This window comes from Pseudarthrobacter sp. NPDC058119, assembly GCF_042884655.1.
GTDB lineage: Bacteria > Actinomycetota > Actinomycetes > Actinomycetales > Micrococcaceae > Arthrobacter.
Window position 1 is genome coordinate 387,923 of the sequence record NZ_JBHVTN010000003.1, and the last position, 23,943, is coordinate 411,865.

Genomic DNA, 23,943 nt, shown 5'->3' on the forward strand with positions numbered 1-23,943 from the left:
TCAGTCCTTGGCCCGGAACGCCGCCGCGAGTTCGCTGCGTGACCGGATTCCCATCTTCCGGTACAGCCGCGTGAGGTGGTACTGCACCGTCTTTTCGGCCAGGAACAGGGCCCGGGCCGCCTCCTTGTTGGTCGCCCCCGCAGCCACCAGCTCGGCCACGGCCTGTTCCTGGGCCGTGAGCTGTTGATGGTGGCTGCCCACCGAAGAAAGCACCGGGTCAGCCGGGTCCGGCAGGTTCCCCACGTCCAGGCCCGTGGCCTTCAGCTCGCGGTCGCACCGTTCCACATAGGTGGCCGCGCCAAGGGTGTCGTACAGGTCCCGCGCCGCCCGCAGCACCGATGACGCCAGGCGCCGCTTTCCGGCCCGGCGCATGCTTTGCCCGAACGCGAAACTGATCCGCGCCCGCAGATAGGGGCGGTTGAGCCCGCGGAGGTGTCCCAGTGCCGCCTCGAAGTACTCCCTGGCCGTGTCCGGGTCCCCCTGCGCGGCCAGCAGCCGGCCCCTGGCCCACGCCACGCGGGCCAGGTCGGAGGGGACCTCCCGCTCGCGGTGCACTCCTTCGAACGCGGTAAGGAACGTATCGGCGGCGTCGAGCTTGTCCGTCATCACCAGCGCGTTGACGTAGGTGTCCTGCCATGGCCAGAAGGACACCCGTTGATCGGTCCAGGGGTCCAGCTCCGCCAGCGGCTGCAGGGCGGCCAGGGCACTTTCGTAGTCCGCCCTCGCCTCGTGGAAGCGGGCGCGCGCCAGGCTGGCCGGGACCTGCATGGCCCGGTACGTTCCCGGCTGCACCGCGGCCTGTGACACGTAGTAGCGTGCCCGGTCCCAATCGCCCCGCATGGACCACAGCTCGGCGGCCGTCCAGTACAGCAGCGGCCGGATCAGCGGCATCCGCGAGGTTTCCAGCCGGACGCTTGCCCGGGAAATGGTGGCGGCGGCCGCGTCCCAGTTGCCGAGCACCAGGTGGGTGCGGGCCAGCCAGGCCTCGGCCCACAGGGAGATCCGCAGCGATCCCCCGCGGTACTCGGTAGGGGCCGCCGATTCAAAATTCACCAGCGCGGATTCGGCGTTGTCCAGGCGCAGGGCCAGCCAGCCGGCGCCCATCTGCACCCGCTGCTTCTGGGCATTCTCGGCCGCCTGGGCGGAGGCCCGCTGGTAGGAGGCCTCGGCGTCGCCTATCCGGCCCTGGGCATACAGGCCCAGGCCATAGATGGCTTCCGACTCGATGTGCGCCGGCGTTCCGGGCTCGGTCAGCGCCATGGCGCGTTCGGCCCAGCCGGTGATCATTGGACCGTCCCAGGAGGCCACCCCGTGGAGCACGAAACGCTGGGCCACCTGGGCTGCCGCAGCGGGTTCATGCTGTGGGTTGCTGGTCCGCCAGGCCATCTCCAGCTGGCTTTGGGCGCTGTCATTCTGGCCGGACACGGTGGACAGGTACCCCAGCACCGAGGAGCGCAGGGGCGACGGCGGCAGGGCATCCACCGCCCCGGCCCAGGCCTGCGCCTGGGCCACATTGCCGGAGCCCACCAGGGCGTCGACGGCTTTCAGGAGCCGTAGGTTCCGGGCACGGATATCAGGGGACAGCCGCGAGGCGGAGAACAATGCAGTGGAGGCGTCCTGCCACGCGCCCACCGTGGCCTGCCGCCGCGCGAACTCTTCCAGTTCCACGGCCAGGGTTTCGTCTGCGGCCGGGGTGGCCGCAACGAGGTGGCCCAGCTGTTCACCCTCAGACTGGACGGCCTCGGCTGCCTTCCGGTGCAGGGCGATGCGCCGGCTGGGGACGATCTGTTCGTAGACGGCTTCCGCGGTTCCGGGTTCGAGGAAGGCGACGGCGGAGCGGGACTGGTCCACGGACAGTCCCAGCAGCCCGGCGCGGTGCCCCTCATCGAGGGCCGGCATGGCGGCTTCCAGTCCACCCACACGGGCCACCTCCACGAGGCCCGCGCCGGGGCCGAGCACCGCTGCGGCTTCCGCGGCGGCCACCAAGTCCGGGGACGCGGCCGCCAGGACACTGCGGACCCTGGCGCGCACCCGGGAAGTGGGCGGAAGGGACGGGAACCACGACTGCCAGGTCTCCGGGGGCAGCTCACGGAGCAGCTCCACGACGGACTGGGCTATCCCGCCGGTATGCGTCACCAGGCCGTGGGCCGCCGTCGCGCTGAGGTCCAGGCCGAACAGGCTCCGGGCCACGTCCTGGACCTGCTGCGGCGAGAGAGGTTCCAGCGGAATGCGGACCACCTGGTGGCCGGTGAGAAAGTCGAGCACGCCGGCGGGGACACGGGGCGCGTCGACAGGGTTGAGGGTCAGCAGGAACAGGACCCGCTTGTCGTGCAGCCTGCGCATGACGAAGGTGAGGACACGCAGGCTCTCCTCGTCGAGCTTGTGGACGTCGTCGACGGCGACCACCACGATGCCGTGCGTCTGCAGGCCTTCGAGATGGGTGCTGAGGGTGGAGGCGTAGTTGACCACCTGGTCGGGGGTCAGGGAGGCGACCGGCCCCGGCGCCAGGGCCGGGCCGCCGTCGTAATCCTTTGCCGTCCGGAGCGGCAGGGTCCGCATGAGCTGGGAGTAGCCGGCCAGGGCGAACTGCGCCTCCCAGTCGTCCCCCATGGCGGACAGGACGCGGACGCCGCGGGCGGCCGTCCGGCAGTGGTCAAGGAAGAGTTCCAGGAGCGCGGTTTTGCCGGACCCGGACGGTCCGGAGAGGACCACGGTGCCCACCTTGCCCTTGCGGACGGTGCGGAGGATTTCCAGCAGCTGCTCGAACGCCGCGGCCCTGCCCGCCAGCGGGAAGTCCTCCGCCATCCCGCCCTGGGGGGAGCCCGCTGTCATGGCCGCAATCCTACCGGAGCGGCCCGGGCGCCCCCATGGCGTGCATCCATCGGATGCATTAGCCCAGGTCGCCGCCGGCCACCGGGAGGATGCTGCCGGTCAGGTAGGACGCCTCGTCCGAGGCAAGGAACACGATGGGCGCGGCCTGCTCGTCCAGGGTGCCGTAGCGCTTCATGAACGAGGACTCCACCGTCTGGTCAACGATGGTTTGGTACCAGTCCTTCTCGGTGGCGGATTCGGCTTCCGGCCCGCGCTTGACCTTGCGCGGCGGGGCTTCCGTGCCGCCCGGGGCGGTGGCCACCACGCGGATGCCGTGCCCGGCCACCTCCATGGCCAGCGACTGGGTCAGGGCGTTCACGCCGCCTTTTGCCGCGGCGTAGGGCACCCGGTGCATTCCCCGGGTGGCTACGGAGGAGACGTTCACGATCGTGCCGGAGCCCTGCTCCATCATGGCCGGCAGGACCGCCCGGCAGGTCCAGAGCGTGGGAAAGAGGGAGCGGCGGATTTCCTTCTCGATCTTGTCCTCGTCGTACTCCTGGTAGGGCCGGGCCCAGATGGTCCCGCCCACGTTGTTGACCAGGACGTCCACCCGGCCGTGGGCGGCGAGGGCGGCCTTGATGGCCTGGGTGGCGCCGGCGAAGGTTTCCAGGTCCGCGGTGACGGACGTGGCCGAGCCGCCCGAACCCGACGCCTTTGCGGCCTCCCCGATGCCGCGGGCAACATCGTGGACAAGGTCCGCGCGGTCCACCAGGACCACGGCGCCGCCTTCGGCGCCGATGCGTTCGGCCACCTTCTGGCCGATCCCCTGGGCGGCACCGGTGACGACGGCGACCTTGCCGCCGAACCTGCCCGGGGTCACGTATTGCCCGGCGTACGGCGCGGCCATCAGTGGGCGGCCTTGGCGTCGATGGCCCCGACCATGGTCCCCTTGGCGTCCTGGGCGTGGGCCATGATGACTTCGCGCAGCCGGGCTTTGTCGCCGCGTTCAAAGGCGTCGACGACGTCGAGGTGGTCCTGCGTGACGCGCTCGAAGATCGGTGTGCCGGCTTCGAAGGCCGCGGCCATCTGGGCGTGGACGTCCAGGCGGCGGTAGGACTCCAGGAGCATCGGGTTGTCGCAGATCGTGAAGAGGTACTCGTGGAATTCCTCGTTGGTGCGTGCAAACGCGTCGGGATCGGTGATGTTTCCGGCCTGCACCGAACCGGTGGTGGCTTCGGCCAGGCGGCGGAACTGGCGCAGCTGCTCCTGGCTGAGCCGTCCCAGCAGCAGTTCGCTGACTGCAAGCTCCAGGCCCATGCGGGCGTCCAGCTGGGCGAAGCTGTCCTCCTTGCGGAAATCCAGCCTGCCGGTCTCCAGCGAGGACACGGCCTCGCCGCGGGTCATGGTGTCGCCATCGGCCTGGATTTTCTCAACCGGAGCCGGGGCACCCGTTTCGGCGTCGCCTCCGGTGGTTTCCTTCGGCGCGAACCGTTCGAAGTAGAAGTTGGCGGGCTCGATCCCTTCGGTGTCCAGCCACTTGGAGACAGCGTTGACCATGGGCGGCGGGCCGCAGAGGTAGATGTCCACGTCGCCGTCGTTCAGGTGCTTCGGTTCGATGATCTGGGTGACGTAGCCGGTGTGCGGGGCGGAGGTGCCGGGCTCGGAGGCAATGTAGTCCCAGGTGAAGCCTGGCAGTTTCGCCTCGTAGGCGCGGAGCCAGTCCAGGCCCACGATGTCGGCCTCGCGGGTGAGCCCGTAGATCAGGTGGACCGGGGCGGAGGGCGGGTTTTCGGCGAGCTTTTCCAGGAGGGACAGGAGCGGGGCCAGGCCGGTGCCGCCGGCCAGGAGCAGCAGGGGCCGCTTGGGCTCGCGCAGGAAGAACGATCCGTACGGGCCGGTGAAGTTGATGGTGTCACCCACGGCAGCGCGGTCGCGGAGGTACTCGGACATGGCGCCCTGGGGAGTCACCCGGACCATGAAGGATGCATCCTGGACCTCGGGGCCGCTGCTGAAGGAGTAGGAGCGCTCGGCGTCGGTGCCGGGGACCTTGAGGTTGACGTACTGTCCGGGGAGGAAGGCCAGCGCGTCGCGGTTGTCCACCTCAAGGGTGAAGGAGACCGTGGTGTCCGTGTGCCGGTTGAGCTCCTTGATGGTGGAGGTGAAGGACGCGGCTGCCGTCTTCGCCGATTCGGACGTGGCCGGGATTTGGATGGCGAGGTCCGACTCCGGCACGGCCTGGCAGGTGAGCAGGTAGCCCTTTTCGAGTTCCTCCTCCGTCATGGCGTCGTCGATGAAGTCGCCCGGGTCGAAGGAACCGGAATCGCAGAAGGCCTTGCAGGTGCCGCAGGCGCCGTCCCGGCAGTCGGATGGAATGTTGATGCGTGCCTTATAGGCGGCATCCATGACGGTCTCATAGTCGCCGACCTTGATGACTTTGGTGACGCCGTCCTCGAAGCTGAGGGCTACTTTGTGGCCCATGGGGTCCTCCTGACTGTCCGGGCGCGCCATCGCGGTCCGGTAAAAGTTGTGGCGTGCCCGGCGGGCACTGGGTGGAAAATGCCGTGCGGCGCCCGCAGGTCCCGGGCGCCGGCTGCGGGCGGGTCAGATCATGTAGACGTCCACCACGTGGTGGATGTAGTCGTTCTTCAGGACCACCTTCTTCTTCAGGATCACCGGCTGCGGACCGGAAAGGTCCAGGGTGTAGTAGCTGGTGCCGAAGTAGGTGTCCGTCGTGTTGTAGCGGAAGTAGAGGGTGAACCAGTTGAAGCGCACGTCCACCGTGCCGCCGTCGTTCGCCAGCACCTCGACGTCCGTGATGTTGTGGCCCGTGCGGGGCTCCGGGAGGGAAGTGGCCGATGACCTGTCGGTCTTGATCCGGAACACCCGGTCCTCGATGCCGCCCCGGTTGTCGTAGTAGATCAGGGAGATCTCGTTCTGGGGGTCCTGCGTCAGCTGGTCGTCCACGTCCCAGGCCGGCATCCAGAATTCGGAGTCCGGGTGGTAGCACTCCAGCCATTCATCGAACTGGCGGTCATCCAGCAGGCGGGCTTCCCGGTAGAGGAACGCCCGGACGGTTTCGAGGGTTGCGATCTCCTCCGCGGTCTTCAGGACCGGGGCGGTGTGGGTCAGGTTGGTCATGGGTTCTGCGCTCTCTGTGGTTCCGGCGGGCTCTCTCAGGCGGTGACGGGAACGGATTCCAGGGCGGAACGCTCCTCTTCCTCCGCCAGGGCCCGGTCCATGACTTCCTTCCAGTACCCGTGCTGGATGGGGTAGAGCCCTTCGTCTTCGGTGCGCATGCCGGAGGCGATCACCCGGGTCATGCCCAGGGCCTGTGCCTGCTCATCCGGGCCGCTGATCTCGTGGGTGGAGCCGCGGGTCATGTCGTTCCACGGGGCGCTGGTGGCCCAGTAGGTTTTGTTGCAGGAACGGAACTCCTCCAGGTCGTCCGGCGTGGCCATGCCCGTGGCGTTGAAGAAGTCCTCGTACTGGCGGATGCGCTTGGAACGGTTTTCCTGGGACTCCCCCTTGGGGGCGATGCAGTAGATAGTCACCTCGGTCTGGTCCGCGGAGATCGGGCGGAAGTGGCGGATCTGCGAGGAGAACTGGTCCATGATGTAGACGTTCGGGTACAGGCACAGGTTGCGGGAGATGTTGATCATGAAGTTCGCCATCTCCTCGCCGTACTTGGCCACGAGCTCGTCGCGGCGGTCCCACAACGGGCGGTCCTGGGGGTTGGTCCACTCCTGCCACAGCAGCAGGTGCCCGTGGTCGTAGGAGTAGAAGCCGCCCTTGACCTTGCCCCACTTGCCGGCGTCCATGGCCTTGGTCTTGTTGGCCGAATCCCCGGCGCTGCGGCGGGCCGTGGTGGCCGCGTAGTTCCAGTGCACGGCGGTGACGTGGTAGCCGTCGGCGCCGTTCTCGGCCTGGACCTTCCAGTTGCCGTCGTAGGTGTAGGTGGAGGATCCGCGCAGCACTTCCAGGCCCTCGGGTGACTGGTCCACGATCGAGTCGATGACCTTGGTGGCATCACCCAGGTGCTCCTCGAGCGGAAGCACGTCGGCCTTCAGCGAGCCGAACAGGAAGCCGCGGTAGGACTCGAAGCGGGCCACCTTGGTGAGGTCGTGCGAGCCTTCCTTGTTGAAGGTCTCGGGGTAGCCGGCGTTCCGGGAGTCCTTGACCTTCAGCAGCTCACCGGAGTTCTTGAAGGTCCAGCCGTGGAACGGGCAGGTGAAGGTGGTGCGGTTGTCCGTCTTGCGGCGGCACAGCATGGCGCCGCGGTGCGAACAGGCGTTGACCAGGCAGTTCAGGTTTTCATCCTTGTCCCGGGTGATCATCACCGGGGTGCGGCCGATGTACGTGGTGAAGTAGTCACCCACGTTGGGGATCTGCGACTCGTGGGCGAGGTATACCCAGTTGCCTTCGAAGATGTGCTTCATCTCGAGTTCGAAGATCTCCTGGTCGGTGAAGATCTCGCGCTTGGCCCGGATGACGCCGTTCGCACGGTCGTCGATCACGGCGTCGGCAAGGACCTCGCGGGCATGGATCAGGTTCTCGGTCATGGCGTGCTCCTTCATTGGAGATTGCTGGACGGATGGTCGGAGGTCCACTCGGGAAGAGGCTTCGGCGGCGGACGTTGTCCAGCAATTCTTGCCGCTCGTGATTGGCCTCACATCAGGCAAATGCCTAGGTTCCACCAAGGGTGTCTTTATGTAGCGATAATGACTCAAAAGACGCCTAGTTGATATTTGTAGCGTCCTTATCTGCGGGCCTACGCTTGAGACCGACATCACGCGGTGCGGCGCAGGGCATAACGACTGGCCCGGCAGCCCGCGTCGGGTGCAGGAGCCCTTCCTGTCCCCATTCAATGAGGAAGGTGGACATCGTCATGACCCAAACCCCAACGGACAGCCGCACGGAAAACGAAGGCACCGCCGTCGAAGCAGGCACCAAGGCAACCGAGCGGTTCGCCGCGTCGGGCAAGCTCGCCAAGGTGGAGGTATCCAAGGAACGGGTGAGCCTGCTGGCCGGCGCGCTGATCAAGGCCGCCAACGACATCGTCGAGGAACACCAGGTCACCTATGAGGAATACAACGCGCTTAAAGCGTGGCTGATCAAGGTCGGGACGGACGGTGAATGGCCGCTGTTCCTCGACGTCTGGCTTGAGCACACCGTTGAGGACGTCAACTCCCAGGACCGTCCCGGCACCGTGGGCACCATTGAGGGCCCCTACTACGTTCCCAACTCCCCGGAACTCCAGACGCCCGCCACGGTTGAAATGCGCGACGGCGAGGAGGGCACCCCGCTGCGCTTCAGCGGCCAGTTCACCGACACCGACGGCAACCCCATCCAGGGCGCCCAGGTGGAGATCTGGCACGCGGACGCCGCCGGCTTCTACTCCCAGTACGCTCCGGGCCTGCCCGAGTGGCTCTTCCGCGCCACCGTCAAGGCTTCCGACGATGGCCGGTTCGAGATCAACACGATGCGTCCGGCGCCCTACCAGATCCCCACGGACGGGGCCTGCGGGCAGCTGATCAGTGCGGCGGGCTGGCACGCCTGGCGTCCGGCGCACATCCACATCAAGGTGTCCGCACCGGGCTACGAGCCGGTCACCCAGCAGCTCTACTTCCCCGGCGATCCGCACAACACCGACGACATCGCCTCGGCAGTGAAGCCCGAACTGATGCTGGACCCCCGCCCCCGTACCGACGGAAAGGGCGAGGAAGTAGTTTATGACTACGTCCTGGCAAAGCAGGGCCAGAAGAAGTAGCACGCAAACTGGGAGATACCCCCGCACGGAGGCGCTCCGGAGCTGATGCTTCGGAGCGCTTCCGGTTTTTCCGCCCCCAGCCAGGAGCCCCGATGAGCCACCCCCGCCACCATCCGACCGCCAGCTCCGTCTGGCCAGACCAGCCTGCGCCGGAACCCCTGCTGGAACGTCCGGGGGTCCGGCCCGCAGGCCCCCGCCGGATTCTTCACGACCTGGGCCTGTCCTATGCCTCGAACGGCGCTATCGGGCTCATTTTCGCGGCGTCAGGACCTATAGCCGTCACCCTTGCCGTTGGGACGGCGGGCGGCCTGACCCAGGGCCAGCTCTCGTCCTGGGTTTCTGGCATTCTGTTTTCGGGCGGCGCGGCCACGCTGCTGATGTCGCTCATTTACCGGCAGCCCCTGGGCTTCGCCTGGTCCATCCCCGGCACAGTGCTCCTGGGACCGTCCCTGCAGCACCTTTCCTTTCCCGAAGTCGTCGGGGCCTTCTTCACCTCCGGCGTGCTGATCCTCGCCCTCGGCGCCACCGGCGTGGTGCGCAAAGCCATGGCGCTGGTACCCATGCCGCTCGTGATGGCCATGGTGGCCGCGGTGTTCCTGAAGTTCGGCACGGACATTGTTGCCTCCACCCAGGACAATCCGGCCGTGGCTGCTCCGATGGTGGCTGCGTTCCTGGTCCTCACCGCGGTTCCCACGCTTGGCAGGTTCCTGCCGCCGGTCCTGGGCACCCTGGTGGCAGGCGGCATCGCCGTGGCCGTGAGCGGCCAGTTCCACCTGGCGCCCGGCGGCCCGCTCCTGGCCACCCCGGTTTTCACCGCCCCCGAATTCACGTGGGCCGCGCAGCTGGAGCTTGTAGTTCCGCTGGCCGTCACCGTGCTGTTCGTCCAAAACGGCCAGGGTATCGCCGTCCTCCGCGCTGCCGGCCACCGGCCGCCCGTGAATGCCTTCGCCATGGCCTCCGGCGCATTCTCGGTACTGAACGCCGGGTTTGGCGCCGTATCAGCATGCGTCACAGGCCCCACCAACGCCCTGTTGACCTCATCCGGGAAGAGGGAGCGCCAATACACGGCGGCCGTGGCATACGGCCTGCTGGCCCTGGTGTTCGCGGCATTTGCCCCCACCCTGACACGGCTGATGCTGGCCGCGCCCAAGGAGTTCGTCCTGGCACTGGGCGGCATCGCGATGCTGCGGGCCCTCCAGCAGGCGTTCGTCACGGCCTTCGCCACCAGCTTCACCCTGGGTTCGCTGGTGACGTTCGTGGTGACCATCTCCGGCATGAACCTCTTCAACATCCATGCAGCCTTCTGGGGCCTGGTGATTGGCTACGGGGTGTCCCGCCTGCTGGAGCGCGCCGACCACGCCCAGCCCTGAGCCGGGACCGGACCGTTGCGCAGCGCGGCCGCCGAATCTTGCGTCAGCGGGGGTCCGGCTCCAGCGCCCACGCCAGCCGGTGCAGGAGTGTCGCGGTCCTGCTCCGGAAAGCCAGCCACGCGGACCGCTTCCGCCCGGGTTTCGCGCTGAGTTGCGGCGCGTGGGGCTGCGCGCTTTCGCCGGCGCGGAAGGCGCCGGCGAATAAGAGGGCAATGAGGCTGGCGCTTTCCATCGTTCTCCAAGCTGTACTAAAAAATCCCGCGTGTACAACCACCGTGCCCTTAAGCGACGGCTTCAAACACACATCACAGACTGGACTACCGCATGGCAGGGCTCGCTGGAGCCGCGTTAGGCACGTGCACGGCGCAGGCAATAGTCTGGCCAGATGGGGACCAGTGCCGTGAACTCCGGCGAACAGACTGACAGGCAATCGCGCATCCTTGACGCAGCCATGGAACTGCTGTCACGCCACGGGATTTCGGGCGTCAGCATGCGCGCGGTGGCGCGGGAGGCCGGCGTGGCGCTGGGCCTGGTCAACTACTACTACGACGATAAAACCACCCTGATCCGCGCCGCCCTGCGCCGCGTGGACGAGCATGACCTGTTACTCGTCGCCCCGGACCCGTCGGTTGCCCCGGATGAACAGTTGCGGCGGGCGCTCCGGCGGGTGGCAGGAGCCGACCTGCTCACCACGCGCTACCTGTCATTGCGCCTGCATCTGTGGGCCCTGGCCCAGGCCGATGAGGACTACGCGCAGATCAACGCCGCCGCCTTCGACCGGTATATCGACGGCGTCGCGGCACTCATTTCCAGCGCCAGGCCGGAGCTGCCGTGGGAGGTGTGCAGGGACCGGGCATCGGACATTGTGGTCATCCAGAACGGCGTCTGGCTGACCGCGCTGCTGGGTGTTGACAAGGCGTCCATTGAGCGGAGCATCGAGCGGACGGAGCAGATCGCGTTCGCACCGCTGGACGGCCCAGCGCGCCAGGACCACAAAGCCGGCCAGCCCTAACAACCCCCCAGCAGCGCAACTGTAGCGCCCCGCGCAGCATTGAACAAGTGTTCAAGAAAAGTATTGAACACTCGTTCAATGTGCACTACTGTCCTTCCTATGACTTACGCCACACCGGCCCAGGAAGCCGCCCCGAGCACTGCAACCGAGACAGCCGCCACCCTGTTCGTCAACGGCAAATGGGAACCGGCAGCCTCCGGCGCCCTCCGTGAAATCCGCAACCCGGCCGACGGCGAGCTGGTCGCCACCGTCTCCGAGGCCGGCCGCGAGGACGCCGAACGCGCCATCGCCGCAGCCCGCGCCGCCTTCGACTCCGGCGTCTGGTCGAACGTCCCGGCACCCGAGCGTGGAGCCTTCCTCCTGAAGGTCGCCGCCGGACTGCGCGAACGGCGGGAAAAATTCGCCCGCGCCGAGTCCCTGGACACCGGCAAGCGGATGGTGGAAAGCCGCATCGACATGGACGACATCGCCGCCTGCTTCGAATACTTTGGCAGGCTGGCCGGGCAGCAGGCGGGCAGGATTGTCGACGCCGGGAACGCCGACGTTGTCAGCAGGATCGTCTACGAACCCGTCGGCGTCTGCGGCCTCATCACGCCGTGGAACTATCCCCTGCTCCAGGCGGCGTGGAAGATCGCCCCTGCGCTGGCCGCCGGCTGCACCTTCGTCCTCAAGCCCTCCGAGCTGACCCCGTCCACCAGCATCCTGGCCATGCAGCTGCTGCAGGACCTCGGCCTGCCGGACGGCGTGGCCAACCTCGTCACCGGCGCCGGCGCCCAGGCGGGCGCACCGCTCTCGGAACATCCCGACGTCGACCTCGTTTCCTTCACCGGCGGCCTGGAAACCGGCAAGCGCATCGCCGCTGCCGCCGCCGGCACCGTCAAGAAGGTGGCACTGGAGCTCGGGGGCAAGAACCCCAACGTGGTGTTCGCGGATGCGGACTTCGACGCCGCCGTGGACAATGCCCTGAACGGCGCGTTCGTCCACTCCGGCCAGGTCTGCTCCGCGGGCGCCCGGCTGGTGGTGGAGGAATCCATTGCCGAACGCTTCGTGGATGAACTGGTCCGCCGGGCGAAGGAGATCCGGATCGGCGGCCCCTTCGACGACGACGCCGAGACCGGCCCCCTGATCTCCGCCGCACACCGGGACAAGGTGGACGCCTACGTCCAGCGCGGCATCAAGGAGGGCGCACGGCTGCGCACCGGCGGTGCGGCTCCGGGAGGCGAAAAGTACGACGCCGGGTTCTACTACCAGCCCACCATCCTCGACCACGTGCAGCGCGGCATGTCCGTGGTCACCGACGAGGCGTTCGGCCCGGTGGTGACGGTGGAAACCTTCCGCACCGAGGACGAGGCCGTGGCCACCGCCAACGACACCATCTACGGGCTGGCCGGCGCCGTCTGGACCCAGGACGCCGGCAAGGCCCAGCGCGTGGCCGGCCGGCTCCGGCACGGCACCATCTGGATCAACGACTACCACCCCTACCTCCCCCAGGCCGAGTGGGGCGGCTTCGGCCAGTCCGGCGTCGGCCGCGAACTGGGCCCCACCGGCCTTGCCGAATACCAGGAAGCCAAGCACATCTACCAGAACACCAGCCCGCAGGTCACCGGCTGGTTCGCTGACCACAGCAAGGAGAACTAGATGCACTACGACAACATCGAGGACGTGAGCGAGCGCGGGTTCGACTACGTCGTCATCGGCGGCGGGTCCGCCGGCGCCGCCGTGGCCGCACGGCTGAGCGAGGATCCGGAGGTGACCGTGGCCCTCGTCGAGGCGGGCCCGGACGACCGGAACATCCCCGAAATCCTGCAGCTGGACCGCTGGATGGAACTGCTGGAATCCGGGTACGACTGGGACTACCCCATAGAGCCGCAGGAGAACGGTAACTCGTTTATGCGCCACGCCCGCGCCAAGGTAATGGGCGGATGCTCCAGCCACAACTCCTGCATCGCCTTCTGGGCCCCGCGCGAGGACCTGGACGAATGGGAGTCCAAGTACGGCGCCGCCGGCTGGAACGCCGCGAACGCCTGGCCGCTGTACCAGCGGCTGGAAACCAATGAGGACGCCGGCCCCGACGCACCCCACCACGGCGACTCCGGCCCCGTGCACCTGATGAACGTTCCCCCGGCGGATCCTGCCGGCGTCGCGCTTTTGGATGCCTGTGAGCAGGCCGGGATTCCGCGGGCGAAGTTCAATACCGGCACCACCGTGGTCAACGGCGCCAACTTCTTCCAGATCAACCGCCGCGCGGACGGTACCCGTTCCTCCAGCTCCGTCTCCTACATCCACCCGATCGTGGACCGCCCCAACTTCACGCTGCTGACCGGCCTGCGCGCCCGTCAGCTGGTGTTCGACGCGGATAAGCGCTGCACTGGCGTGGACGTGGTGGACGGCGCGTTCGGCCGGACCCACCGGCTCACCGCCCACCGCGAGGTCGTCGTGTCCACCGGCGCCATCGACTCCCCCAAGCTGCTCATGCTCTCCGGCATCGGCCCGGCAGAGCACCTGGCCCAGCACGGCATCGAGGTGCTGGTGGACTCCCCCGGCGTCGGCGAAAACCTGCAGGACCACCCCGAGGGCGTGGTGCAGTTCGAGGCGGAGCAGCCCATGGTGCAGGCCTCCACCCAGTGGTGGGAGATCGGCATCTTCACCCCCACCGAGGACGGGCTGGACCGCCCCGACCTGATGATGCACTACGGCTCGGTGCCGTTCGACATGAACACCCTGCGGCACGGCTACCCCACCACGGAGAACGGCTTCAGCCTCACCCCCAACGTCACCCATGCCCGGTCGCGCGGCACGATCCGGCTGCGCAGCCGCGACTTCCGCGACAAGCCCATGGTGGATCCCCGCTACTTCACGGACCCGGAAGGCCATGACATGCGCGTCATGGTGGCCGGCATCCGCAAGGCCCGCGAAATCGCCGCCCAGCCCGCCATGGCGGAATGGACCGGACGCGAGCTGTCCCCCGGCATCGAAGCACAGACTGACGAGGAGCTGCAGGACTACATCCGCAAGACCCACAACACCGTGTACCACCCCGTGGGCACGGTCCGCATGGGAGCGGACGACGACGGGATGTCGCCTTTGGATGCCCGGCTGCGGGTCAAGGGGGTCACCGGCCTCCGGGTCGCCGATGCGTCCGTCATGCCTGAACACGTCACCGTCAATCCCAACATCACCGTCATGATGATCGGCGAGCGCTGCGCCGACCTGATCAAGGCGGACTACGCCGGCACCGACGCCCTGGAAGAGAAGGAGCTCACCACGTCCCTCGCCTGAGCGGCGGGTCATCAGGGGCCGCGTTCCCAACAGCGCGGCCCCCGCAGAACGTTTATCTCGCCGCACCCCAGGGCGGCCGTACCCATCGTGCTTTTCTGAACTAGGAGTCCATATTGGAACCCAGCAAGAGTATTGATTCAAGCGGCATGGACGAATTCGGCTACACCCAGACGCTGGATCGAAGCATAGGCAAGTTTGCCAGCTTCGCAGCGGGTGTCAGCTACATCTCCATCCTCACCGGTGTTTTCCAACTGTTCTACTTTGGCTTTTCCATGGCCGGCCCGGCGTACGCCTGGTCCTGGCCCATCGTGTTCGTCGGCCAGCTGATGGTGGCCCTCTGTTTCGCTGAACTGGCAGGCCGCTACCCGGTGGCCGGCTCCGTCTACAACTGGGCCAAGCGGCTCGCCTCCGGAACCTCCTCCTGGCTGGCCGGCTGGCTGCTGCTGTTGTCCTCCATCATGGCCCTGGGCTCCGTGGCCCTGGCCCTGCAGATCACCCTCCCCCAGCTCTGGGAGGGCTTCCAGTTCGTCGGTGACGGCACCGGCCCCTACGACTTCGCCATGAACGGCGTGGTGCTGGCCACCATCATGATCACCATCTCCACGCTGATCAACGCGTTCGGCGTGAAGCTGATGACCCGGATCAACAGCATCGGCGTGTTCGTGGAGCTCATCGCGGCAGTGCTGCTGATCCTGGCACTGGCCTGGCACGTGGTCCGCGGCCCGGAGGTCTTCTTCCAGACCAACGGCTTCGGCGAAGGAAATGATTTGGGCTTCTTCGGCGTCTTCCTGATCGGCGCCATGGCCTCCGGTTACGTCATGTACGGCTTCGACACCGCCAGCTCCCTGGGCGAGGAAACCAAGGATCCCAAGAAGACCGCACCCAAGGCCATCCTGCGCGCTGTGACTGCTTCCTTCCTGCTGGGCGGGGGAATCCTGCTGTTCGGCATCCTGGCCGCACCGGACCTCACGGACCCGCAGATCGGCTCCCCCGACGGCGGCCTGCAGCACATCGTGCTCTCCGTCCTGGGCGGCCCGTTCGGCAAGGCCTTCCTGGCCTGCATCGTGGTGGCCGTGGTGGTCTGCACCCTGGCCGTCCACGCCGCCGCCATCCGCATGATGTTCGCGATGGCCCGCGACAACAACCTGCCGTTCAGCCGGCAGCTGAGCAAGGTGGACCCGGTCCGCCGGACCCCCACCGTGGCCGCGATCGTCATCGGCATCCTGGCGGTCATCCCGCTGCTGGTCAACGTGATGCAGCCGGCCATCTTCACCATCCTGTCCAGCATCAGCATCGTGCTGATCTACCTGTCCTACCTCCTGGTCACGGTCCCCCTGCTGCGCAAGCGGCTCGCCAGGAAGTGGCCCATCCTCGATGACGGTTCCGAACCCGGGTTCTGCATGGGCAAATGGGGCCTGCCGGTCAACATCCTGGCCGTCCTCTGGGGCGCCGCCATGACCATCAACCTGGTGTGGCCGCGCCCGGAGATCTACAACTCTGTGCCGCCCTTCGAGTGGTACCTGCAGTGGGGCGGGGTGATGTTCGTGGCCGCCGTGGTGATCGGCGGCGCCCTGCTCTACCGCCTGAAGATCCGCCACCAGACCGGAGTGCTGGCCGAGCACGCCGCAGCCGTGTCCGCCCATCCGTCGTCCAATGACCCTCGGTATGACGCACCGGAGGAGACGGTGCCGGCAAACGCGGTCATGGCAACCGAAAGCTAGCAACACCACATGCCAGGGGTCGACGGCGGCACTCACGCGAGTGCCGCCGTCGACCCTTTTTTCGTTGGCCAGGCCAGCTGTTGGCGAGGGCCCGCGTCACACAACGGAACGGCCATCGGCTCCGGGGCGCCAACGCCCTACCCTTGACAGGTGACATTGACTAAACTTCGCACCGCGTCCGCGGGCTCCCTGGCCGCCGCAGGCCTCCTGCTCACCCTCGCCGCCTGTTCCACGCCGGCCCCCACCCAGCCAAACTCCTCGGCCCCTGCCTCTTCCGCAACGGCTTCGTCGAGCGCCAGCGCCGCCTCTGCCTCTGCCGGCCCCTGCGCCGGGGTGAAGGTCGTCGTCGATTCGGCCGCCCTGAAGCAGTCCGCCGCCGACGCCTCCTCTTGCGTGTCCGTGGACGGGCCCACTCTGGCATCTGACGTGCTGGGCAAGGCCAACGTGAAGATCGAAGGCACCGCCAAGTACCCCACGAGCTTCGCGTGCCGCGTCAACGGAGTGCCCGCTGCGGACTTCGACATCAAGCACAAGGGTGGCACTACCCGCGAGGCGTGCGATGACAAGAACACGGTCTCGTACTGGGCCCTCTGGGTGAAGCCCGCCGCCGGCACGTGGGCGTATGCGCAGGAAGGCCTGGACAGCCTGAAGCTCAACCCCGGCGAGAGCCTTGAACTGCTCTACACCGTGGACAACGAACCGGCAGCACCCGCGTCATGACCTTCCGGCCCGCGCCGTTGCGCGCAGCAGCGGTTCTCGCTGCTGTGTTCATCGCGGCGCGGGTCGCCTACCGGGTCCTCTTCAATGGAGTGGCCACCGGCGCCCCGGTCCTCCTGGACCTGCCGCCGCTGCGGCTTCCCGCCCCGTACGCCCATGTGGTGTTCCTGGGCCCGGTCACCGCGCCGGGGCTGTGGGCGGCGGTGTTGTCCGCCCTGCCGATCGCACTCACCATCTTGGCGTTCGGCCTGCTCAATGCCTGGGTGGATGTGTCCCGCGGCTTCGTCCGCCTGGCCCGCGGCGGACCCCTGCAGGGTGTGGCCCGCGTGCTGGTGGTGGCGTGGGCGGCGCTCCCCGCGCTGGCCGATGCCGTGGCCGCGGTGCGCCTGGCGTTCCGGCTGCGGGGCGAAAAGTTCGGACCGCGTGCCCTGGTTCCCATCCTCGAGCGCACGCTGGAGCACGCCGGCAGGGTTGCCGCGGCCTTGGAGCTGCGCGGCTTCGGCAGCCCTGCAACGCACCCAGGAAATCACGACGACGGCGTGCCGCTTCTGGTGCGCGACGCACAGTTTCGGATTGGTGACGCGTGTATCCGGGTTGAGTCGTTTGCCCCGCCGGCCGGGTCCGTTGCAGTGCTCACCGGGCCCACGGGCTCGGGCAAATCCACCATCCTGCGCGGCCTGGCTGGACTCCTTTCGCACGTGGACGGCGGGGAACTGTCCGGCACCGTGCTGGTTGCCGGGGTTGACCGCGCCTGCGCTCCCCCGCGCGATACGGCGCGCTTAGTGGGCGTCGTGCTGCAGAACCCACGGGCAGCGTTCGCCACCACCCGGGTGCGGGACGACATCGCCCTGGCCCTTGAACTCCGCGCCGTGCCCTCTGCCGACGCGAAGGCCCGGGTGCGGGAGGTGGCTGATCGCGTCGGGGTCTCCGCGTTGCTGGACCGTGACGTCAGCACCCTCTCGGCAGGTGAGGCCACGCTCGTGGCCATTGCCGCCGCCGTCGTGGACCACCCCAGGCTTCTCCTGGTGGACGAGCCTCTGGCCGACCTCGACGCCACGGCCCGCAGCCGCGTCATCGCTGTCCTGGACACCTTGGCCCGCGACGACGGCGTGTGCGTCCTCGTCGCCGAGCACCGGGCCGCGGCGCTGGTTCCCGTGGCTGGTTCCTGGTGGACTATCGACGGCGGGACCCTCGTGCCGGGCACCGCGCCCACCCCGTCCGCTCCCGCCCAAGTCCGGCCAGTAGCCGTCCCCGCACACAGCCATGCCCCCGTGCTGACGGCAACGCACCTTGAGGTGCAGCGGAAGGGGACGCCGCTGGTCCGCGACGCTTCCGTGGCCCTGCACCGCGGCGAGATCGTGGCCCTGGTGGGACCTAACGGGGCCGGAAAATCCTCGCTGCTGGTGGCGCTGGCGCTGGGTGAAGGTAGGGGCGCAACGTCCGACGACGGAAGGGTCGCCCTGGTGCCGGACGCCTCCGACGACCTCTTCACCCGTGACACGGTTGCGGGCGAGCTGCGCTCGGCGGAACGGCGGTTGGCGAGTGGCAAGAACGGCGTACAGCCTGCACCAGGGTTTGCAGCTGCGCGCCTTGCCCGCCTGCGCGGTATTGCGGGAATGCCCATCGGCCACGAGCATCCGCGGGACCTGTCTGCCGGCGAGCGCAGGATCCTGGCCATCGCGCTGCAGACCATGGAAAGCCCGGATGTGCTCTTGATTGACGAGCCGACGCGCGGACTCGATCCTGCCGCGCGGGCGGCGGTGTCGGCGGCGCTGCGCGCTGCGGCGGAGGACGGCGCGGCAGTCCTAATCGCCACGCACGACCGCGACTTCGCCCACGGCCTGGGTGCCCGGATCCTCCCGATGCATGACGGCGCTGCACCGTCCCTGGAACCTGTGCCCGCCCCTGCCCCGTATCTCCCGCCGCCCAATCCCGCTGTTGCCAGCCCTCGACCGGTGGTGGCCATCGACCTCCCAGCGGCCGGGGACACGAGGAAGGCCCACCGGATCCGGATGCCGCGCGGCGCCGAGCTCGCTGCCCTCGCAGCAGCCAGCCTGGCCGCCCTCGCGGCGTTCTGCTGGCCCTTGCTCGCCGCGGCCCTCCCCCAGGACGCCGCCGCCGCAACCCCCTACATTGCCCTGGCCATCGCACCCGTGGCCGCGGTCGCCGTCGTGCTTTCCCTGGACGGCTCGGTCCGATCGGCACACACGGTGGCGCTGCTCGGCGTGCTGGCCGCGGTCGGCTCGGCCGTCCGGGTGGCGAGCACCGGCGTCGGGGGCGTGGAAGCGGTCTTTATCCTGCTGATCCTGGCCGGCCGGGCATTCGGTGCCCGCTTCGGGCTGCTGCTCGGTGCCGCCACCATTGCCGTCTCCAGCGCGCTGTGGGGCGGGATCGGGCCGTGGACGCCGTTCCAGATTTTCGCCTGCGCGTGGGTGGGCGCGGGCGCCGGGCTGCTTCCCCGCCGGGTACGTGGCAGGGCCGAGCTGTGGATGCTGGCCTGCTATGGCATCGTGGCGTCGTACCTGTTCGGCCTGCTGCTGAACCTGTGGTTCTGGCCGTTCGCCGTAGGTGCGGGCACCGGCATTTCCTACGTGCCGGGCGCGCCGCTGGGCACCAACCTCGGCAGCTTCCTGCTCTACTCGCTGCTGACGTCGACGGCGGGCTGGGACACCCTGCGCGCCGTCACCACGGTGATTGGCATCGCCGTGGTGGGCCGGGCGGTGCTTGCCTCGCTGCGGCGGGTGAAGCCGGTGTCCGCGGGGACTGCCGGCTCTGACGCGAAGGCCGCCCAACCCTCCTCCTCCACACCGGGGCGCTCCGCCGGGGACCGGCGCCAGCTCACACCCTAAGGCGGGCGGTCCCCCATATCCGGGCACGCGGGGTAGTCGATCAACAAGCGGACACCGCGCCCACCGCACGTAAATGCCGTCGCGGGATTCGGGTACCCGCTACCCGGGTGCCCGCCGGACCGCGGCCGTACCGTTTACAGAGGCCTTGCTGCTTACAGAGGCCTTGCTGCGCCCTACGCGCCGGAGCGCAGTGAAACACAATCTGAAGGAGATCGGCCATCATGCCCCCTCGCGAAGCACCAGCCTACGAGCCGACGCATCTCGAACCTGGATGGCGGTTGAAGCCGCGCCCGTGGCCTGTTGGCCCCAGCGAGAGCTACGGAAAAGTGGACTTTGACGACAGCGAGGGAAAGACCGTCCTCACCCTCTACATCCAGCGCGCGCCCGATGAAGGCTACGTCCTCCACGTCGAGCACTTAGGCGCGCCGTTACGGGTGGACGGCACGCTCGTTCGCCTGAGCCCGGTTCCTTCCGTGAACATGGAGGCCGCCGACTACCGCCGGATCTCCGCGGCACGTACGGCTGCCGCGAAGGCCGAGGCCGAGCTCGAAGCAGCAGTCAGCGCCGCCCGCGCGAAGGGAGACTCGTGGGAGGTTATCAGCGCTGCCCTCGGCACGTCCGCTCGAACTGCCCGGGAGCGGTTCGGAAACCACTGAGGCGCCAGCTCACACCTTGAAGTACTTCGCCTCCGGGTGGTGGAAAACGAAGGCGTCGGTGGACTGTTCGGGATGCAGCATCAGCTCGTCGCTCAGGACCACGCCCATCCGCTCGGGCTTCAGCAGCTCGGTGACCTTGCGGCGGTCCTCCATGTCCGGGCAGGCAGGGTAACCCAGCGAGAACCGGGCACCGCGGTAGTCCAGCTTGAAATACCCAGCCGTGTCCTTGGGCTCCTCGGCGGCGAAGCCGAGCTCCTTGCGGATGCGGGCGTGCCAGAACTCGGCAAGTGCCTCAGTGAGCTGCATGACCAGGCCGTTGAGCTCGTAGTAGTCGCGGTACTGGTTGGCGGCGAACATCTTGGAGGTGAACTCCTCGATCTTGGAGCCGGCGGTGACCAGCTGCACCGGGAGCACGTCGATCTGCCCGGACTCGCGCGACTTCACGAAGTCCGCCAGGCACAGGTGCCTGTCACGGCGCTGCCGCGGGAAATCGAACCGCAGGCGGTCGGTGCCGATCGGGCCACCTGAACCACCGTCCGGGGCGAGCAGGCCCGCCTGGCCCAGGACGCCGTCGGGATCCTCGCCGTGGTGCAGCACCACCACCTGTTCGCCCTCGGAGACGACGGGGAAGTAGCCGTAGGCGACGGAGGCGTCCAGCATGCCTTCGCCCAGGATGCGGTCCAGCCAGTAGCGCAGGCGCGGCCGGCCCTCGCGTTCCACGAGTTCCTCGTAGGAGGCGCCGTCCTCGCCGCGGCCGGGCTTGAGGCCCCACTGCCCCATGAAGGTGGCGCGCTCATCAAGGAAGGCGGAGTAGTCGTGCAGCGAGACGCCGCGGACGATGCGGGTGCCCCAGAACGGCGGCACGGGCACGGGGTTGTCTTCGGCGACGTCGGAGCGGCCGGGCATGGCTTCGGGCTCGGTGATCGTGAACTTCGCCCCGCCCTTGTGGATCCGCTTCTTCAAAGGCGGCAGGCCGACGTCGTCCGGGGATTCACCGCGGGCCACGCGGACCAGCGGCTCCATGAGGGACAGCCCCTCGAAGGCGTCCTTGGCGTAGCGGACCACGCCGTCGAACTGCTCGGCGAGGTCCTGCTCCACGTAGGCGCGGGTGAGGGCTGCGCCGCCCAGGATCACGGGCCACTTCTTGGCCAGGCCGCGGGACTGCAGCTCCGCGAGGTTTTCCTTCATCACCACGGTCGACTTCACCAGCAGGCCGGACATGCCAATGACGTCGGCGTTGTGCTGCTCCGCGGCGGCGATGATCTCGGCGATGCCCTGCTTGATGCCGATGTTGATGACCTTGTAGCCGTTGTTGGTGAGGATGATGTCCACCAGGTTCTTGCCGATGTCGTGCACGTCGCCGCGGACGGTGGCGATCACCATGGTGCCCTTGCCGGAGGAGTCCGACTTCTCCATGTGCGGTTCGAGCAGAGCGACGGCGTTCTTCATGACCTCGGCGGACTGCAGCACGAACGGCAGCTGCATCTCGCCGGCGCCGAAGCGTTCGCCCACCACCTTCATGCCTTCGAGCAAGTGGTCGTTAATGATGCCCAGCGGGGTCATGCCCTCGCTGCGGGCCAGGTCCAGGTCTGCTTCGAGGCCCTTGCCTTCGCCGTCGATGATGCGCCGTTCCAGCCGAGCGCCGGTGGGCAGCGCGGCGAGTTCGGCGGCGCGCTGGTCCTTGAGTGCTGCGGTATCGACGCCGGCGAACATGTCCAGCATGATGGCGAGGGGGTCGTAGGTGGTGTTGCCGTCGTCGTCGTATTCGCGGCGGTCCCAGACCAGGTCCAGGGCCACCTTGCGCTGCTCATCGGGCAGCGATGCGAGCGGGACGATCTTGGCGGCGTCGATGATGCCGCTGGTCAGGCCTGCCTGGACGGCCTCGTGGAGGAACACGGAGTTCAGGACGACGCGCGCGGCCGGGTTCAGGCCGAAGGAGACGTTGGAGACGCCAAGCGTGGTGTTGATGCCGGGGTACTTGGCGGTGATCTGGCGGATGGCCTCGATGGTTTCGATGCCGTCGCGGCGGGTCTCCTCCTGGCCGGTGGCGACCGGGAAAGTGAGGCAGTCGACGATGATGTCCTCGACGCGCATCCCCCATTCACCCACCAGGGAATCGACCAGGCGGGAGGCGATGGCCACCTTGCCCTCGGTGGTGCGGGCCTGGCCCTCCTCGTTGATGGTCAGGGCGATGACGGCCGTGCCGTGTTCCTTGACCAGCGGCATGATGCGGGCGAAGCGGCTGTTGGGTCCGTCGCCGTCCTCGTAGTTGACGGAGTTGACCACGGGGCGCCCGCCGATGAGTTCCAGCCCGGCCTTCAGGACCGGAGGTTCGGTGGAGTCGATGACCAGCGGGAGGGTGGAGGCGGACGCGAAACGGGAGACGATCTCCTTGACGTCCGCCACGCCGTCGCGGCCCACGTAGTCCACGCAGACGTCCAGCAGGTGGGCGCCGACACGGATCTGTTCGCGGGCAATGTCCACGCAGTCGTCCCAGCGCTCCTCGAGCATCGCCTGGCGGAACGCTTTGGAGCCGTTGGCGTTGGTGCGCTCACCGATGGCGAGGTACGCGGACTCCTGGTCGAAGTTCACGTGCTGGTAGAGAGAGGCGACGCCGGCTTCGCGCTCTTCGGGGATTCTCGCCGGTGCTGTTTTATCCTCGGTGGTGACCACGGCTTTGTTGCGGAAGGGAGCAAGACGCTCGACGACGGCGGCCATGTGCTCCGGCGTCGTACCACAGCAGCCGCCCACCAGGCCCAGGCCGAACTCACGCACGAACTGTTCGTGCGCCGTGGCGAGTTCGGTGGGTGTGAGCGGGTAGTGCGCGCCGTCGGCGCCGAGGATGGGAAGGCCGGCGTTGGGCATGCAGGCGATGGCGACGGAGGACTGCTTGGCGAGGTGGCGGAGGTGCTCGCTCATCTCGTCCGGGCCGGTGGCGCAGTTCAGGCCGATGGCGTCGACGCCGAGCGGTTCCAGGGCGGTGAGCGCGGCGCCGATTTCGGAGCCCATGAGCATGGTTCCGGTGGTTTCGACGGTCACTTCGACGAAGATGGGGAGGCGGATGCCGCGGTCCACGATGGCCTGCTTGCAGCCGTTGACCGCGGCTTTGGTCTGCAGGAGGTCCTGGCTGGTTTCGATGAGGAACGCGTCCGCGCCGCCGTCGATGAGGCCCTCGGCCTGGAGGGCGAAGGTCTGCTTGAGGTAGTCGTAGCTGGTGTGGCCGAGGCTGGGGAGCTTGGTGCCGGGGCCCATGGAGCCGAGGACCCAGCGCATGCGGCCGTCTGTTTCTTCGGCTGCTTCGGCGCGTTCGCGGGCGATCTTGGCGCCTTTTCTTGCCAGCTCCTCGATGCGATCGTCAATGCCATAGTCGGAGAGGTTGGACCAGTTGGCTCCGAAGGTGTTGGTTTCCACCGCGTCGATGCCGGTGGCGAAGTAGGCGTTGTGGATGTCCGCGATGACGTCCGGGCGCGTGTCGTTGAGGATCTCGTTGCAGCCCTCGAGGTTCTGGAAGTCCGTGTCCAGCTGCAGGTCCCGGCCCTGCAGCATGGTGCCCATGGCGCCGTCGGCGATGACCACCCGGTGGTTCACGGCGTCCAGCAGCTCCTGGGACCGGGCGGGACGGGGGACGGACTCGATGTCCAGTGCGAAACGAGGCATTTAAACAGGTTACGGGCGTGGCGCCAAACGTTGCGCTGTGTGTCTGGATGCTACGGGGGGCGGGCTAGTTTCCTCCGGACTCAGAGCACGACTCCAGAACGATT

General features: G+C 67.9%; 16 protein-coding genes. 9 read left to right on the plus strand and 7 right to left on the minus strand.

The features are described 5' to 3' along the window. The 5 genes from ACFVTD_RS09690 to benA all read right to left on the minus strand — a co-directional run bounded on the left by ACFVTD_RS09690 (window position 1) and on the right by benA (window position 7,370). Window positions 1–2,832 (minus strand): AAA family ATPase, encoded by a 2,832-nt coding sequence (locus tag ACFVTD_RS09690; RefSeq protein ID WP_387561550.1) that lies wholly within the window; start codon window positions 2,830–2,832, stop codon window positions 1–3. Between the two features lie 58 nt (window positions 2,833–2,890). Continuing rightward, on the minus strand, window positions 2,891–3,718 hold the full coding sequence (locus tag ACFVTD_RS09695) for a 1,6-dihydroxycyclohexa-2,4-diene-1-carboxylate dehydrogenase (protein ID WP_387561553.1): 828 nt from the start codon (window positions 3,716–3,718) through the stop codon (window positions 2,891–2,893). Continuing rightward, window positions 3,718–5,289 (minus strand): benzoate 1,2-dioxygenase electron transfer component BenC, encoded by a 1,572-nt coding sequence (gene benC, locus ACFVTD_RS09700; RefSeq protein WP_387561555.1) that lies wholly within the window; start codon window positions 5,287–5,289, stop codon window positions 3,718–3,720. Before benC ends, ACFVTD_RS09695 begins: the two co-directional genes overlap by 1 nt. A gap of 123 nt (window positions 5,290–5,412) precedes the next feature. Continuing rightward, window positions 5,413–5,949: a benzoate 1,2-dioxygenase small subunit gene (gene benB, locus ACFVTD_RS09705; protein WP_387561558.1), complete on the minus strand. Its 537-nt coding sequence runs from the start codon at window positions 5,947–5,949 to the stop codon at window positions 5,413–5,415. Between the two features lie 35 nt (window positions 5,950–5,984). Beyond that, window positions 5,985–7,370, minus strand: coding sequence for a benzoate 1,2-dioxygenase large subunit (gene benA / locus ACFVTD_RS09710; protein ID WP_387561560.1), 1,386 nt, complete (start codon window positions 7,368–7,370; stop codon window positions 5,985–5,987). A gap of 326 nt (window positions 7,371–7,696) precedes the next feature. Here benA and catA point away from each other — a divergent pair, with 326 nt between their 5' ends. Both catA and ACFVTD_RS09720 read left to right on the plus strand, forming a co-directional pair. After that, the gene (catA, locus tag ACFVTD_RS09715; RefSeq protein WP_387561563.1) at window positions 7,697–8,578 is read left to right on the plus strand and encodes a catechol 1,2-dioxygenase; all 882 of its coding nucleotides are present in this window, start codon (window positions 7,697–7,699) and stop codon (window positions 8,576–8,578) included. Between the two features lie 92 nt (window positions 8,579–8,670). After that, entirely contained in the window at window positions 8,671–9,948 is a 1,278-nt protein-coding gene (locus ACFVTD_RS09720; protein ID WP_387561566.1) for a benzoate/H(+) symporter BenE family transporter, read from the plus strand. Between the two features lie 43 nt (window positions 9,949–9,991). On the opposite strand, the gene ACFVTD_RS09725 is transcribed toward ACFVTD_RS09720, so the two are convergent. Next, complete coding sequence (locus ACFVTD_RS09725; protein WP_387561569.1) at window positions 9,992–10,180, minus strand: hypothetical protein; 189 nt, start codon at window positions 10,178–10,180, stop codon at window positions 9,992–9,994. 153 nt (window positions 10,181–10,333) lie between these two features. On the opposite strand from ACFVTD_RS09725, the gene ACFVTD_RS09730 reads away from it, so the two are divergent. The 7 genes from ACFVTD_RS09730 to ACFVTD_RS09760 all read left to right on the plus strand — a co-directional run bounded on the left by ACFVTD_RS09730 (window position 10,334) and on the right by ACFVTD_RS09760 (window position 20,182). Further along, a complete protein-coding gene (locus ACFVTD_RS09730) occupies window positions 10,334–10,960 on the plus strand; it encodes a TetR/AcrR family transcriptional regulator (protein ID WP_387561572.1) in 627 nt (208 codons plus the stop codon). A 99-nt stretch (window positions 10,961–11,059) separates the two neighbouring features. Then, window positions 11,060–12,598: an aldehyde dehydrogenase family protein gene (locus ACFVTD_RS09735; protein ID WP_387561575.1), complete on the plus strand. Its 1,539-nt coding sequence runs from the start codon at window positions 11,060–11,062 to the stop codon at window positions 12,596–12,598. Next, on the plus strand, window positions 12,599–14,239 hold the full coding sequence (locus ACFVTD_RS09740) for a GMC family oxidoreductase (RefSeq protein ID WP_387561578.1): 1,641 nt from the start codon (window positions 12,599–12,601) through the stop codon (window positions 14,237–14,239). 146 nt (window positions 14,240–14,385) lie between these two features. Then, on the plus strand, window positions 14,386–15,960 hold the full coding sequence (locus tag ACFVTD_RS09745; protein ID WP_387561734.1) for an APC family permease: 1,575 nt from the start codon (window positions 14,386–14,388) through the stop codon (window positions 15,958–15,960). A gap of 150 nt (window positions 15,961–16,110) precedes the next feature. After that, entirely contained in the window at window positions 16,111–16,680 is a 570-nt protein-coding gene (locus ACFVTD_RS09750) for a hypothetical protein (RefSeq protein WP_387561581.1), read from the plus strand. After that, window positions 16,677–19,526, plus strand: coding sequence for an ATP-binding cassette domain-containing protein (locus ACFVTD_RS09755; RefSeq protein ID WP_387561584.1), 2,850 nt, complete (start codon window positions 16,677–16,679; stop codon window positions 19,524–19,526). The genes ACFVTD_RS09750 and ACFVTD_RS09755 overlap by 4 nt, the downstream gene beginning before the upstream one ends. 221 nt (window positions 19,527–19,747) lie before the next feature. Beyond that, window positions 19,748–20,182 carry a hypothetical protein gene (locus ACFVTD_RS09760; RefSeq protein ID WP_387561587.1) on the plus strand — a complete coding sequence of 145 codons (435 nt, stop codon included), beginning with the start codon at window positions 19,748–19,750 and terminating at the stop codon, window positions 20,180–20,182. Window positions 20,183–20,191: 9 nt separating this feature from the next. Here ACFVTD_RS09760 and metH read toward each other — a convergent pair whose 3' ends face one another. Next, a complete protein-coding gene (gene metH, locus ACFVTD_RS09765) occupies window positions 20,192–23,839 on the minus strand; it encodes a methionine synthase (RefSeq protein ID WP_387561590.1) in 3,648 nt (1,215 codons plus the stop codon). Window positions 23,840–23,943 lie beyond the last annotated feature (104 nt).